This window comes from Gordonia phthalatica, from assembly GCF_001305675.1.
GTDB classification, from domain to species: domain Bacteria; phylum Actinomycetota; class Actinomycetes; order Mycobacteriales; family Mycobacteriaceae; genus Gordonia; species Gordonia phthalatica.
This window is the reverse complement of record NZ_CP011853.1, coordinates 2,582,980-2,597,149: the sequence shown is the minus strand read 5'-3', so window position 1 is coordinate 2,597,149 and position 14,170 is coordinate 2,582,980. Positions and strand designations below refer to the sequence as shown.

At 70.3% G+C, this 14,170-nt stretch carries 10 protein-coding genes; 5 read left to right on the top strand and 5 right to left on the bottom strand.

The window, feature by feature from the left end; all coding sequences use genetic code 11:
- Positions 1–138: 138 nt before the first annotated feature.
- From ACH46_RS12160 to ACH46_RS12140, 5 genes are read right to left on the bottom strand one after another with little or no spacing between them, the layout of a single operon-like run.
- Positions 139–1,308 (bottom strand): VWA domain-containing protein, encoded by a 1,170-nt coding sequence (locus ACH46_RS12160; RefSeq protein ID WP_062393156.1) that lies wholly within the window; start codon positions 1,306–1,308, stop codon positions 139–141.
- Positions 1,293–3,593 (bottom strand): DUF5682 family protein, encoded by a 2,301-nt coding sequence (locus ACH46_RS12155; protein WP_062393154.1) that lies wholly within the window; start codon positions 3,591–3,593, stop codon positions 1,293–1,295. The genes ACH46_RS12160 and ACH46_RS12155 overlap by 16 nt, the downstream gene beginning before the upstream one ends.
- A complete protein-coding gene (locus ACH46_RS12150; protein WP_062393152.1) occupies positions 3,590–4,711 on the bottom strand; it encodes an ATP-binding protein in 1,122 nt (373 codons plus the stop codon). Before ACH46_RS12150 ends, ACH46_RS12155 begins: the two co-directional genes overlap by 4 nt.
- A complete protein-coding gene (locus ACH46_RS12145) occupies positions 4,708–6,258 on the bottom strand; it encodes a DUF5691 domain-containing protein (protein WP_062393150.1) in 1,551 nt (516 codons plus the stop codon). The genes ACH46_RS12150 and ACH46_RS12145 overlap by 4 nt, the downstream gene beginning before the upstream one ends.
- Entirely contained in the window at positions 6,255–7,538 is a 1,284-nt protein-coding gene (locus ACH46_RS12140) for an SWIM zinc finger family protein (protein ID WP_062393148.1), read from the bottom strand. The genes ACH46_RS12145 and ACH46_RS12140 overlap by 4 nt, the downstream gene beginning before the upstream one ends.
- Positions 7,539–7,704: 166 nt before the next feature.
- On the opposite strand from ACH46_RS12140, the gene trpC reads away from it, so the two are divergent.
- From trpC to pyk, 5 genes are all read left to right on the top strand, one after another.
- A complete protein-coding gene (trpC, locus tag ACH46_RS12135) occupies positions 7,705–8,523 on the top strand; it encodes an indole-3-glycerol phosphate synthase TrpC (RefSeq protein ID WP_062393146.1) in 819 nt (272 codons plus the stop codon).
- 110 nt (positions 8,524–8,633) lie between these two features.
- Positions 8,634–9,959, top strand: a complete 1,326-nt coding sequence (trpB, locus tag ACH46_RS12130; protein WP_417935248.1) for a tryptophan synthase subunit beta — start codon at positions 8,634–8,636, stop codon at positions 9,957–9,959.
- Positions 9,956–10,762 (top strand): tryptophan synthase subunit alpha, encoded by an 807-nt coding sequence (gene trpA / locus ACH46_RS12125; RefSeq protein ID WP_062393145.1) that lies wholly within the window; start codon positions 9,956–9,958, stop codon positions 10,760–10,762. Before trpB ends, trpA begins: the two co-directional genes overlap by 4 nt.
- Positions 10,763–10,825: 63 nt before the next feature.
- Positions 10,826–12,694: a prolipoprotein diacylglyceryl transferase gene (gene lgt, locus ACH46_RS12120; RefSeq protein ID WP_082399643.1), complete on the top strand. Its 1,869-nt coding sequence runs from the start codon at positions 10,826–10,828 to the stop codon at positions 12,692–12,694.
- 9 nt (positions 12,695–12,703) lie between these two features.
- Positions 12,704–14,137 carry a pyruvate kinase gene (gene pyk / locus ACH46_RS12115; RefSeq protein ID WP_062393141.1) on the top strand — a complete coding sequence of 478 codons (1,434 nt, stop codon included), beginning with the start codon at positions 12,704–12,706 and terminating at the stop codon, positions 14,135–14,137.
- Positions 14,138–14,170 lie beyond the last annotated feature (33 nt).

The following is a 14,170-nucleotide window of genomic DNA, read 5'->3' as shown; positions in this document are numbered from 1 at the left end:
TGGGGCGCCCGCTCGCTCCCTTCACGACCATCCGCGTCTCCCGCCGACAGACGCGTCGTCCCGGACGACGCGTCTGTCGGCGGGAGACGCGGATGGTGTCCCCGGCAGACGCGTCTGTCGTCCGAAACGGTAGCCGCGTCAGTCGGTGCTCCCCACCACCGCGATCTCGCGGTTCGACGCCCACTCGCCGATGTCGCGGCGATCGATCGCCGCGGCCATCATGTCGGGGAAGAGGTCGGGCGTGCAGGAGAACGACGGGACCCCGAGCCCGGTCAGCTGTCCGGCGAGGTCGGCGTCGAACGACGGTGTCCCCGAGTCCGACAGGGCGAGCAACGCGATCATCGTCGCCCCCGACGCCACGATCGACCGTGACCGCTCCAGCAGTTCCTCGGCGACGCCGCCCTCGTACAGGTCACTGATCAGGATCAGGACGGTCTCGGCGGGGCGTTCGATCTGCGACTGGCAGTAGGCGACCGCGCGGTTGATGTCGGTGCCGCCGCCGAGTTGCACGCCGAACAGGATGTCGACGGGGTCGGCCATGTCCTCGGTCAGGTCCACCACCTCGGTGTCGAAGACGACCAGCCGCGTGCGCACCGATCGCAGCGAGGCGAGCACGGCGCCGAACACGCTCGCGAAGACCACCGACTCCGCCATCGACCCGGACTGGTCGATGCACAGAATGATCTCCCGCTGCACCTGCGACTGCCGCCGCGCGTATCCGACCAGCCGCTCGGGGATCACCGTCCGGTACTCGGGTTGATAGTGCTTCAGGTTGGCGGCGATCGTGCGGTTCCAGTCGATGTCCGCGGGCCTCGGTCGACTGGTCCGCGACGACCGGTCGAGAGCGCCCGTCACCGCTTGCACCGTCGCCTGGCGCAGTCGTGCCTCCAGCTGGTCGGTCACCTGCCGGACGACGTGCCGCGCGGTCTCGCGGGACTGCTCGTCCATCACCTGGGTGAGGCTGATCAGCGTCGTCACCAGGTCGAGGTCCGGGTGGACGGCCGCCATCATCTCCGGCTCCAGCAGCATCTGCTTGAGCCCCAGCCGGTCCATCGCGTCGGACTGCATCACCTGCACCACCGACGACGGGAAGTAGGTGCGGATGTCGCCGAGCCACCGTGCGACGCGCGGCTGCGAACCGCCCAGCCCACCGCGGCGCGGACCGTCGTACAGCTCGGACAGCACCTGGTCGCGGGTGGCGTCCGCACCCTGCAGCGCGCCGACTCCGGCACCGATGCCGTCGGCCTCGCCACCGCCCAGCACCAGCCGCCAGCGGGTCAGTCGGTCGTCGTTCACATCGTCTCCCATCCGATGAGCCGGGCCACCGCGGCCATCGCGGGGGCGGCCTGCCCGAGATCCGACGCAGCGCCGACGTCGGTGTGCGCCGCCCGGGTCAACGACTGCCCGATGATCCGGCGCTCGGCCTTCGAGAACCCCGAGAACGTGCGGCGCAGCAGCGGCAGGAGGTCGTCGAAGACCTCCGTCGCGACGCCGGACATCCACTCGTCGACCACGGCGAGCAGGGCTGCGTCGTGCATGAGGACGAGAGCGTCGCCGGCGAGGAATCCGTCCAGCCAACCCGCGGCGTCGACGGGATCGCCCACCGTGGACAGTGCGAGCCCCATCCGTCGTTCCACCTCGTCCCGGTGGAGGCGCCCGGCGTCGAGCAGCATGCGGGTGGCGCGACCGACGAGCGTTCCCGGGACACGGTCGTGATCGGCGACGCGGCGGAGAGCGCCGTACCAGTAGTCGGCGAGCCGCATGTCGTCGAGCAGCATCAACCCCCGGTGCGCGGACTCGACGGCGGTCCTCAGCCCGACGGCGGCGTCGTCGCTCAGCGAAGTGGAGGCGGACGGCAGTCCGAGGCAGGCGCGCACCGCGGTCTGGTCCAGGACGGCGCGCACATCGTCGGTCGCCACCTGGCGGACGTTTCCGTACCGACAGACGCGAGCGAGTGGTTCGACGGCGGCGAGGAGTTCCGGGACGTCGGTGTGCGCGGCGGCACGGTCGGCGAGTGCGGCGACCACCCGGTCGATCGGGAGGTCGGCGAGCAGGCACAGGTCGATCAGTTCGGACAGTGCGCCGAGCGTCGTGGCGGCGTCCGCGTCGGCGGCGACCTTCGCGGCGGCCGCGGAGGCGACGGTGGTGCCGTAGACGGACGCCTCGACGACGTCGACGGCCATCGCCGGATCCCACTCCAGCTCCCACGCCTCCTTGAAGGTGCCGGTGGTGGAGCCGGTCTCGCCGGGCAGTCCCCACGTGATGTCGAGGGCGCGGAGCCGGTGCAGCAGCACCGATTTGGCGCGCCCCGAGTCGGTGCGGAGGTCCAACATCAGCGACTTCGCCTGTGCTGTGGGCCGCAACCGGCAACCCTTCTGCTGTCGTTGGAGGTCGGCGGCGAGGGGGACCAGCGGGGCGGACTCCGGAACGGCGCCGATGTCGGCGCCGACCACCAGGCTGTCGTTCACGAGAGTCAACGGCATCCGGTCGCCGTCGGCGAGGACAGCCAGCGCGGCGTCGTCCAGTTCGCTCAGTCCGGGGTGGGGGCGGCCGCGGAGACCGGCGAGCGTGCTTGCGAGCCGGACCGCGTCGACCACCGCCGCCGGCGATGCAGGGCGCCCCTGCGCGCGGAGCTCCCGCGCCACGAGGACGAGCCAGGATGCGGCGGCCTCCCTCGTGTCGTGTCCGGCGCGCCGCGCCTCGAACAGGTGGCGATACCAGCCGGGGGAGGCGACGCCGGCGCCGTAGCCCGACCACTGACTCAGCCGGGTCGCGGTCCACGGCACCCACGCGACGGCCACCTTGGTCTTCGGGAGGCCGCGCAGCAACCGATTGTCGGCGGCGGCCGACGGCATGCGGGTCGGGTCGAGGGCCGGTGCGTGCCAGGCGCCGCACACCACCGCGATCCGCTGGTGACCGGCCTTGATCGCGGCCCGCAGCGCCTTGCGCATCGCGGCCTCGCGGGCACCGGTCATCGCCGACCCCAGCGGGTTCGACGCGGCGACGGCGTCGAGGACCTTGTCGTCCCCGACGAGCGGAGTCGGCGCCGGCTCGTCGGTGCGGAGCTCGGCGATCGCCTCGCGCACCGCGTCGAACCGGTCGAGGACCCCGGCGGCTCCGGCGTGCTCCACCGCGTCCTCCCACCAGCGTTCGGGCTCGTCGTAGCCCGCGGCGGCGGCCAGGGCCGCGATCGGGTCGGTGACCTGCTCGTCGCGGTGCACGGCGGGCTCCGGCGCGGTGTCGGCCGAGGTGACGGCCGCCCGCAGCGCCAACTGGTTGCCGCCCGGCAGATCCGCCCACTCCACGGTGACGTCGTGGTTCAGCGCCCACCGGGTCGCGACCCATTCGGGCGAGAACGAGGCGAGCGGATAGAACGACGCCCGGCTCGGTTCGGCGGCGTCGTACACCAGCCCGGCGATCGGTGGGACGGTCTCGGGGTCCACCAGCAGCGGCAGGATCTTCGTCAGCTCGCCCGGCCCCTCCACCAGCACGAAGTCGGGGCTGATCTCCGCGAGGGCGTCGGCGACGGACTGCGCCGAGCCCGGCCCGTGGTGCCGGATGCCGAGGATCGAGACGGTCGCGCGAACGGTCATCGATGTGCGCCGGTGCCCAGATCCCGGCACGCGCGGTAGAGGTCGTCCCAGTCGGGGCGACCGCGGACGACGGTCTCCAGGTACTCGTCCCAGATCACCGCGTCCTGCACCGGGTCCTTCACGACTGCGCCGAGCAGGCCCGCGGCCACGTCGTGCGCGCCCACCACACCGTCGCCGAAGTGCGCGGCCAAACTCAGCCCGCTGGTCACCACCGAGATGGCCTCGGCCGTCGAGAGCGTCGACGACGGCGACTTCAGTGTGGTGCGCCCGTCGACGGTGACGCCGCCGCGGAGTTCACGCATCACCGTCACCACGCGTCGGATCTCGCTGAGGGACTGCAGGTCGGCCGGGAGCTCCAGCGACGCCCCGAGACTCGACACGCGCTGGGTCACGATCGAGACCTCGTCGTCCAGCGAGTCGGGGAGCGGGAGCACCACGGTGGTGAATCGGCGACGGAGCGCCGACGACAGGTCGTTGACGCCCTTGTCCCGGTCGTTGGCGGTCGCGATCACGTTGAAACCGCGGCGCGCCTGGACTTCGCTGTCGAGTTCGGGGATCGGCAGCGTCTTCTCCGACAGGACGGTGATCAGGGAGTCCTGCACGTCGGCGGGGATGCGCGTCAGTTCCTCGATGCGGGCGAGGGAACCGGTGCGCATCGCGCGCATCACCGGGCCGGGTACCAGTGCGTCGGTGGACGGGCCGGCAGCGAGGAGGCTCGCGTAGTTCCAGCCGTAACGGATGGCCTCCTCGGTGGTGCCTGCGGTGCCCTGCACGACGAGGGTCGAGTCACCGCTGATCGCGGCGGCGAGGTGCTCGCTGACCCACGACTTCGCGGTGCCCGGAACACCGAGGAGCAGCAGCGCCCGGTCGGTGGCGAGCGAGGCCACCGCGATCTCCATCAGGCGGCGACTACCGATGTACTTCGGGGTGATCACCGTGCCGTCGGTCAGGGTGCCGCCCAACAGATAGGTGGTCACCGCCCACGGCGACAGCTGCCATCGCGGTGGTCGGGGACGGTCGTCGGCGGCCGCGAGCGCCGCGAGTTCGGCGGCGTACTCGTACTCGGCGTGCGCCCGCAGGACGTCGTCGGCGGGGGTGGTCGGCGAGGGAGTGGTCACGAGAAGGCCTCCTGAATGGACTGGTCGAGAGCATGGAAGTTGATGGCCGTGGCGAGGACTCGCCGCAGGTGGTCGGGGACGGCGACGCCGGACGTAGGCAGTTCGGCCCGGGCCAGCACTTCGCTGATCGCAGGCACGGACTCCGCGGGGAAGGCTGTCGCGTACGTCATCGGCAGGTGCGCGACGCGACGGCTCAGCGTGGACGCGGTGTCCTTCGGCGCCGCGGGCCGGGTGACCCGAGCCAGGATCGTGTGGGCGACGGCGACGCTCCACGGGTGTCCGGCGACCGCCAGGAGCTCTTGAAAGGCGACGTCGTTGCAGACGGGGAGGAGGCGGAGCAGGTGGCGTTCCCGTTCCGCTGGGGGCAGCACGGGCACCAGCGAGCGGTGGTCGCGGACCGCGAGCAGAGCGTGTGCCCACCGGCCGTCGGACTGCTGCGTGGCCGCGCGGATCAACGCGGTGATCGCGGCGGTGTCGTCGCGGAGCCCGGCGACCACCTGATCGGCGGTCAGACCGCTGAGGTCGGTCCAGGTGTGGAGCGGCGCCGACGCCACGATGGCCTGCAGGGATGCGGATCGATCGGTCGCCGAGCCGGTGCCGGGCAACCCGTCGCGATGCGCGGCGTCGTCGAGTGCGGTCGGCGCGAGCAGCGTGATCGTGACATGGGATCGAAGCACCCGCCCCCGCTGGACGGTGACCAGCGGCCGGAGTCGGTCGGCCATCCGCCGCCCGAACGCGCTGCCCGGGAGATGGCGAAGCACCGTGCGGGCGGCATCGCGCACGCGGACGGACCGTTGGTCGAGGGCGTCCTCCAGGAACGCTTCGTCGGCGAGGGAGAGACCGACCTGAAATCCGGTCACCACCCGCTCCTTGAGCGCGGCGGGGAGCCCGGACCACTGTGCGAGCGCGATGGTCCGCGCTCCGGCCGGGTCACGGCTCCGCAGTTCGACCAGGGCGTCGACGGCGACGGACGGTGCCAGGTCGGTCCAGTCACGGGTCAGGGACTCCGCGTCGAGGTGCGCGGGGCGCTTCCCCGCCGATTCGGTGACCTCGGCCAGCCAGTCGCCCCGACGGCCCCACGACCGCCGCAGCGCGGGCTGCAGGCGCGGGGATCGACCGCCGGCCGCGATCACCGCGGGGAGCATGGGCGGCGGCACCAGCACGCCACGATCACCGGCGGTGTCGAGCCACCGTTCGAGGAGGTCGGGCCACACCTCCCGGGCGACGGGAGGCGCGTCGAGCAGCACGCCGAGCAGTTCGACCGCACGCGGAGGTGCGTAGGGCGAGGTCTCCGCCGGTGCCGCGGCAGCGGGCTCGGCGACCGTACTCGTCCGCCCAGCCCGGGTGAGTGCCGCAGCCAGGGCCGCTTGGTCGAGCATCTCGACCGGCGGCTCATCGGCCCGGTGCCCGCCGGTCCCCACCGCAGTCGGAGGCGTGGGCGGCGGTCGACGGTCGGTGCCCAGGACTGCCGTCGACAGCAGAGCGTCGCGCCACCGCGCCGCCGAGCCGTCGGTCGTCGAATCGTCGGCGTTCGTCGGTGTCGTCACAGTGCCGTCACCATCCCGTCGGCCACCACGGTGAGTACCCGGAACCGGCCACCGTCCAACTCCCCGAAGACCTGATCGGCACGACCGCCCGTGACGGCGAACAGAGCCTGCTGCGGCGTGTCGGCCACCAACGGAACCGCATCGCCGACCGGGTCGACGAGGTGGTCCAGGCCGTCACCGGCGAGCGCAACGTCGTCGAGGACCACCGGATGCCGGTCGCGCCACGGGACGCGGGCGACGGCGTCGGCGGCCCCGGCGAAAGCCGACCTGATCGTGGTGCCGGGACCGAGCCGGGCTGCGGGTTCACCGGGCTCCGGCTGGTCGGCGAACAGCACCCGTTGGGGGGCCGAACCCGGGTACACGCCGAGCCGAGCCCGCAGGCGGGCACCCGCCAGGTGCGGCACACCGAGCGACTGCCCCGGTCCGACGGTGTCGAGAACCATGAGGAACTCGCCGGTGTCGGGGGACCTGAGCCACGTGCGCTGCTGCGTCAGGCGGCCGGTCTCGTCGCGATGCGATCCGACGACGGTCCACATGCCGTCGCGGACCTCGCCCGCGCGGACCTCCGCGGTCGGGATGGGCCACCCCAGTGAGGTCTGCAGATCCGCGTGCAGAGCGGGCGACAGCGTCTCGCGGCGCGACCACGCCCGCACCATGGTCCACCAGACACCGATCCGCTCCAGCAGTTCCGCCGGACCGGCCCCATGACTCAGATCGATCGCGGTGTCGCGGACACGTTCGGCCAGACCCGGCATCTGAGCGTCGACGAGCCGTGCGGCCGCGGCATCCCACCACGATTCGGGACGACGGATCGCATCCGCGAGACCGCCGCGCATCAGGTCGGCCAACCAGCGTCCGAACTCCTCGCCGCCGGCGTCCATCTTGGCGATGCGTTCGGCCCGTCTAGCGGCCTGCGCCTCCGGATCGGGCGCGGTCGCAGGCGCCGTGACGCCCGCAGTTCGAGGGGTGCGGTGCTGCGCCCACTCCGCGGCGTGGTCGGCGGCGGTACCGCCGACTCGACCGTCGGACCAGAGGAGCAGCAGGGCGATCGCGTGCTTGCACGGGAACTTCCGGCTGGGGCAGCTGCACTTGTACGCGGGACCCACCAGATCGATGCTGACCTGGTACGGCTTCTTGCCGCTGCCCTGACACGACCCCCACAGCAGGCTCTCGTTGCAGCCGGTTCCCGACCACGGTCCGGGCACCGCGAGCTTGCGTCCGGCCTTCACCGACGCGGCGTCGGGTGCGACGGCGAGCACCCGCTCCTGAGTCCATGGCATGGTTCTGAAGACTAGTCCGACACTCGGACATTTCCGGGTCGTGACGACCGGCCGACTCGTTCAGTCGATCGACTCCGAGCCCGCCGTCGGAGGAAGTGACCCCGGTCGCTCGACAGGGGACGGGCATGCCTACTCTGGACACCAAGCGTTGAAAGGGGCCGTCGCCGTGACCAGTCAGTCCGTGCTCGATTCGATCATCGAGGGAGTCAAGGCTGACGTCGCCGCGCGCGAAGCAGCTCTTCCCCTCGACGCAGTGAAGAAGGCGGCTGCGGCCGCACCCGGTCCGCGCGATGCGATGGCTGCTCTGAGCCAGTCCGACATCGCCGTCATCGCCGAGGTGAAGCGGTCGAGCCCGTCCAAGGGGCAGCTCGCCAACATTCCGGACCCGGCGGATCTCGCCAAGGCCTACGAGGACGGCGGTGCCCGCATCGTCAGCGTCCTCACCGAGGAGCGTCGATTCGGCGGTTCGCTGGCCGATCTCGACGCCGTCCGCGCCGCGATCGACATCCCGATCCTCCGCAAGGACTTCATCGTCGGTCCGTACCAGATCCACGAGGCGCGGGCCCACGGTGCGGACGTCATCCTGCTGATCGTCGCCGCCCTGGAGCAGAAGGTGCTGGCCTCGCTGCTCGACCGCACCGAGTCGCTCGGCATGACCGCCCTCGTCGAGGTCCACACCGAGGAAGAGGCCGACCGCGCGCTCGAAGCCGGTGCCAAGGTGGTCGGCGTCAACGCCCGCAACCTGAAGACCCTCGAGGTGGACCGCGACTGCTTCGCGCAGATCGCCCCGGGCCTTCCGTCGAGCGTCATCAAGGTCGCCGAGTCCGGAGTCCGCGGTCCCGCCGATCTGCTGGCCTACGCCGGTGCCGGCGCCGACGCGATCCTGGTCGGCGAGGGTGTCGTGACGAGCGGCGATCCGCGCCTGGCGGTGGCCGACCTGGTGACCGCGGGATCGCACCCGTCGTGCCCCAAGCCGTCGCGCTGACTTCCGGACCGAACTGAACCGAAGACCTCGATGCTGTTGTCGTACAACGGAATCGAGGAATGCGGTTTTTCATTTGCCGCACGATGCGATTGATGAGGATACTGAGGAACGTGACCGAGAACCCCGAACACGACGCGCAGGCCGCCTTCCCGCAGGCCAGCGACGGCGTCGCCCACGTCCACCCGATCGGACCCGACGAGCGGGGACACTGGAACGAGTTCGGCGGCCGCCACGTTCCCGAGGCGCTGATGGCGGTGATCGAGGAGGTCACCGCCGGCTACGAGAAGCTGCGGACCGACCAGACCTTCCTGAACGAACTCGACCGCCTGCAGCGGGACTACTCCGGTCGTCCGTCGCCGCTGTACGAAGCCGAACGACTCCGCGAGGACGCGGGCGGCGCACGCCTGTTCCTCAAGCGTGAGGACCTCAACCACACCGGGTCGCACAAGATCAACAACGTCCTCGGGCAGGCGCTCCTCGCCAAGAAGATGGGGAAGACGCGCATCATCGCCGAGACCGGCGCCGGTCAGCACGGTGTCGCGACCGCCACGGCGTGCGCGCTGCTCGGTCTGGAATGCCTCATCTACATGGGGCGCGTCGACACCGAACGTCAGGCGCTCAACGTGGCCCGCATGCGCCTGCTCGGCGCCACCGTCGTGGCCGTCGAGACCGGATCCGCCACGCTCAAGGACGCGATCAACGAGGCCTTCCGCGACTGGGTCACCAACGCGGACAGCACCTACTACTGCTTCGGGACGGCCGCCGGACCGCATCCGTTCCCGATGATCGTGCGCGATCTGCAGCGGATCATCGGCATGGAGACCCGCGTCCAGATCATCGAGAAGATCGGTCGGCTCCCCGACGCCGTCACTGCCTGCATTGGCGGCGGCTCCAACGCCATCGGCATGTTCCACCCGTTCATCGACGACGAGGGCGTCCGCATGGTCGGCTTCGAGGCCGCGGGCGACGGCGTCGAGACCGGACGTCACGCCGCCACGTTCACCGGCGGCACGCCGGGCGCCTTCCAGGGCTCCTACTCGTACCTGTTGCAGGACGAGGACGGTCAGACGATCGAATCGCACTCGATCTCCGCCGGTCTGGACTACCCGGGCGTGGGCCCCGAGCACGCCTACCTCAGGGAGATCGGGCGTGCCGAGTACCGTCCGATCACCGACGCCGAGGCGATGGACGCCCTGGCGCTGCTCTCCCGCAAGGAGGGCATCATCCCGGCGATCGAGTCGGCGCACGCCGTCGCGGGCGCCCTCAAACTGGGACGCGAACTGGGCGACGGCGCGGTCATCGTCGTCAACGTCTCCGGTCGCGGCGACAAGGACGTCGACACCGCCGCGCAGTGGTTCGGCCTGTTCGAGAAGCCGCAGAACGAGACCGAATACGCCGCGTCGCTCGCCGCCGCGAAGAAGGAGAACGATCGATGAGCCCGAAGTCCGCCCCCGACTCTCGCCTGGGCGCCACCTTCGCGGCCTGCAAGGCGGAGAACCGTCCCGCATTGATCGGCTACACGCCGGTCGGGTACCCGACGGTCGACGACTCTCTCGCGGTCATGAAGACGATGGTCGAATCCGGATGCGACATCGTCGAGATCGGCATCCCGTACTCCGACCCGGTGATGGACGGCCCGACGGTCGCCAACGCGGCGATGAAGGCACTGGAGAACGGCTCGCGTGTCCGCGACGTCTTCGCCGCCGCCGAGACCGTCGCGGCAGCCGGAGCGCAGCCGGTCGTCATGACGTACTGGAACTTGATCCTCAAGTACGGCGTCGACGCCTTCGCCCGCGACCTCGCAGCCGCAGGCGGCGTCGGCCTCATCACGCCCAACCTGATTCCCGAGGAGGGCGACGACTGGTACGCGGCTTCGGAGGCGCACGGACTCGACAGGATCTACCTGGTCGCGCCGTCGTCGACTCCCGAACGGCTGGCGATGACCCTCGACAACTGCAGCGGCTTCGTCTACGCGGCGTCGACGATGGGTGTCACCGGTGCCCGTGATCGAGTCTCCAACGCCGCACCCGAACTGTGCGCCCGGGTCCGCGAGTACTCCGACATCCCGATCGGTGTGGGTCTCGGTGTCCGCGACGGCGACCAGGCCGCCGAGATCGGCGCCTACGCCGACGGCGTGATCGTCGGCTCGGCCATCGTGTCCGCGGTCGAGAAGGGCCTCGACGCGGTCGGTGCAGTGGTCTCCGACCTCGCCGGGGGCGTGCGACGCGCTCGCCGCTGATCGAATCCGCGATACGGCCCAGTAGGTTTTCGGCCGATCGGGCAGTGGCGGTGACAGAGCGCGATGCCGCTGCACGATACTGTGGCACCTGTGACTGACGGAACCGTCCTCGCCTTCATCCCGAGCCCCTCGCAGGGCGTGTGGCACCTCGGCCCCGTGCCGATCCGCGCCTACGCGCTCTGCATCATCGTCGGCATCGTCGTCGCCGTCTGGTGGGGCAGCAGACGGTGGCAGGCGCGCGGGGGCCAACCGGGCGAGGTCATCGACGTCGCGCTGTGGGCGGTCCCGTTCGGCCTCGTCGGCGGGCGCCTGTACCACGTGCTCACCGACTGGGAGACCTACTTCGGCCCCGGCGGCAAGGGGCTCGGTGCCGCGTTCCGCGTCTGGGACGGCGGTCTCGGCATCTGGGGCGCCGTCGCGCTCGGTGCCGTCGGCGCCTGGATCGGCGCCCGCAACATGGGCATCAAACTGCCCCCGTTCGGCGATGCGATCGCGCCCGCGATCCTCCTCGCGCAGGCCATCGGCCGGCTCGGCAACTACTTCAACCAGGAGTTGTTCGGACGTCCGACCGACGTTCCGTGGGGCCTGGAGATCTTCGACCGCGTCAACAGCGACGGGCAGATCTCGTACAAGCTGATCGACGGCGTCTCCACCGGCAACGTGGCGACGATCGTCCATCCGACCTTCCTGTACGAAATGGTCTGGAACATCCTGATCGTGCTGCTGCTGGTGCTGATCGACCGGAAGTTCAAGATCGGCCACGGCCGCCTGTTCGCGATGTACGTCGCCGGATACTGCGTCGGACGGTTCGGCGTCGAACTGATGCGGGACGATTTCGCGACTCACATCTTCGGCATCCGCATCAACCTCTTCACCGCCGCGATCGTCTTCCTGTGCGCCGCGCTCTACGTGGTGATGGCGCCGAAGGGCCGCGAACAGGGGCTGTCGATGTACTGGCCCGATCGTGCGGAGGAGCTCGCCGACGAGGGCGCCGTCGGCTACATCCCGCCGGAACTGCAGGACGACGAGGACGAGGTCGAGTCCGACGACGTCGACGACGACACTGCCGATGACGACGACTACGACGATGAGGCGGACGACAGCGACTATCTCGAGGACGACGACTTCCACGAGCGCGAGCCGGCCGACGATGATTTCTACGATGTCGACCGCGATGCGGACGACGGTGTCGATGCCGACGAGTCGAAGGCGCCGGCAGCCGGCGTCGTGGCGGTCGGCGGTGCCGCCGCTGCGGTCGACGCCGTCGCCGCCTCGGATGACGAGTCCGGTGACGACGCGGTAGACGACGGTCCCGACGACGCATCGGCCGAACCGCTGACCGGTGGCGATGCGGCCGACGACGAGCCGACCGCTGACGGCGAGCCCGTCGATGAGGACGAGGCCGTCGATGACACCGACGTCGACGCCGAGGACCCGGCACCCGAGACTCCCGACGACTCGGCTGCAGACCTCGAGGACGAGAAGGCCGACGACACCTCCGCCGAAGCCGACGACACCTCCGACGAAAGCGACGAGACCCCCGCGGACTCGGCCGAGCCGTCGGACGAGGAGGACTCGGAAGAGGACGCACCTCCCGCCGAGCCGTCGGACGAGGAAGCACCAGTCGAGGAAGCGCCTGCCGAGGAAGCACCTGCCGAGGAAGCACCTGTCGACGCGCCGACTGGGCGCGTGATCCCGGGCCGCGAACCCGCAATCGTCGACTCGGTGTCGTCGCAGGGATACACCGTCGTCCCCGCCGACGACGAGGAACTCGGCGGCATCTCGATCGTCGAGCAGAACCCGGGCGGCTCAGCCGGATCGATCGAGATCCGCCGCGCCGAGACCACCGATTCCGGGCATCCCGAATCGAGTGACGAATCCCGCTCGACCGAGGTGACAGACGAAGGCGACACACCGGAGGAAGACCGCTAGCCTTAGAGCGTGACTCGTCGAACCAAGATCGTTTGTACCCTCGGACCCGCTACCAGCTCTCTGGAGAGCATCACTGAGCTCGTCGAATGCGGAATGAACGTCGCGCGCCTCAACTTCAGCCACGGCGCGCACGCTGACCACCAGAGCGTCTACAAGACCGTCCGCGCAGCCGGTGAGAGCACGGGCAACGCGGTCGGCATCCTCGCCGACCTGCAGGGACCCAAGATCCGACTCGGCAAGTTCGAGGACAACGGCCGCCCCAACGGCGCCGTCGACTGGAACGCCGGAGAACAGGTCCGGATCACGGTCGACGACGTGATCGGCAATCACGACCGGGTCTCCACCACGTACAAGAACCTGGCGCAGGACGCCGCGGTCGGCGACCGACTCCTGGTCGACGACGGCAAGGTGGGCCTGGTCGTCGACAGCGTCGACGGGAACGACGTCGTCTGCACCGTCACCGAGGGCGGCACCGTCAGCAACAACAAGGGCCTGTCGATGCCCGGCATGAACATCTCGGTGCCGGCCTTGTCGGAGAAGGACATCGCCGACCTGGAGTTCGCGCTCGGCCTGGGCGTCGACCTCGTCGCCCTGTCGTTCGTCCGCAGCCCGTCCGACATCGAATTGGTGCACGAGGTGATGGACCGCGTCGGACGCCGCGTGCCCGTGGTCGCCAAGCTCGAGAAGCCCGAAGCGATTGAGAACCTCGAAGCCGTCGTCCTGGCGTTCGACGCCATCATGGTGGCCCGCGGTGATCTCGGCGTCGAGATGCCTCTCGAAGAGGTTCCGCTGGTGCAGAAGCGTGCCATTCAGATGGCGCGCGAGAACGCGAAGCCGGTCATCGTCGCGACCCAGATGCTCGACTCGATGATCGAGAACTCGCGCCCCACCCGCGCCGAGGCCTCCGACGTCGCCAACGCCGTGCTCGACGGCGCCGACGCCGTGATGCTGTCGGGTGAGACCTCGGTCGGCAAGTACCCGCACGAGACTGTGCGAACCATGAGTCGGATCGTGACGGCGGTCGAGAACGGCACCCGCGACGTTCCGCCGCTGACCCACGTCCCGCGCACCCGTCGCGGCATCGTCACCTACGCCGCGCGCGACATCGCCGAGCGCCTCGACGCCGTCGCCATGATCGGCTTCACCGAATCCGGCGACACCGTCCGACGGATCGCCCGACTGCACGCGCGTGTGCCGTTGATCGGCTTCACCGCCACCGAGGCCACGCACAACCAGCTGGCGCTCAGCTGGGGCGTCGACTCACACTTCGTCCCGCGCATGAAGGACACCGACTCGATGATCGAGCAGGTCGACGAGATCCTGCTCAGCAAGGGACGCGTCGCTAAGGGCGACACCGTCGTCATCATCGCCGGCGCCCCCGCGTCGGTCATCGGATCCACCAACTTCATCCACGTCCACCGCATCGGCGAACAGGACCACTGACGGAGTCGTCGGCGGTGCGGCGGGGGAGAACGT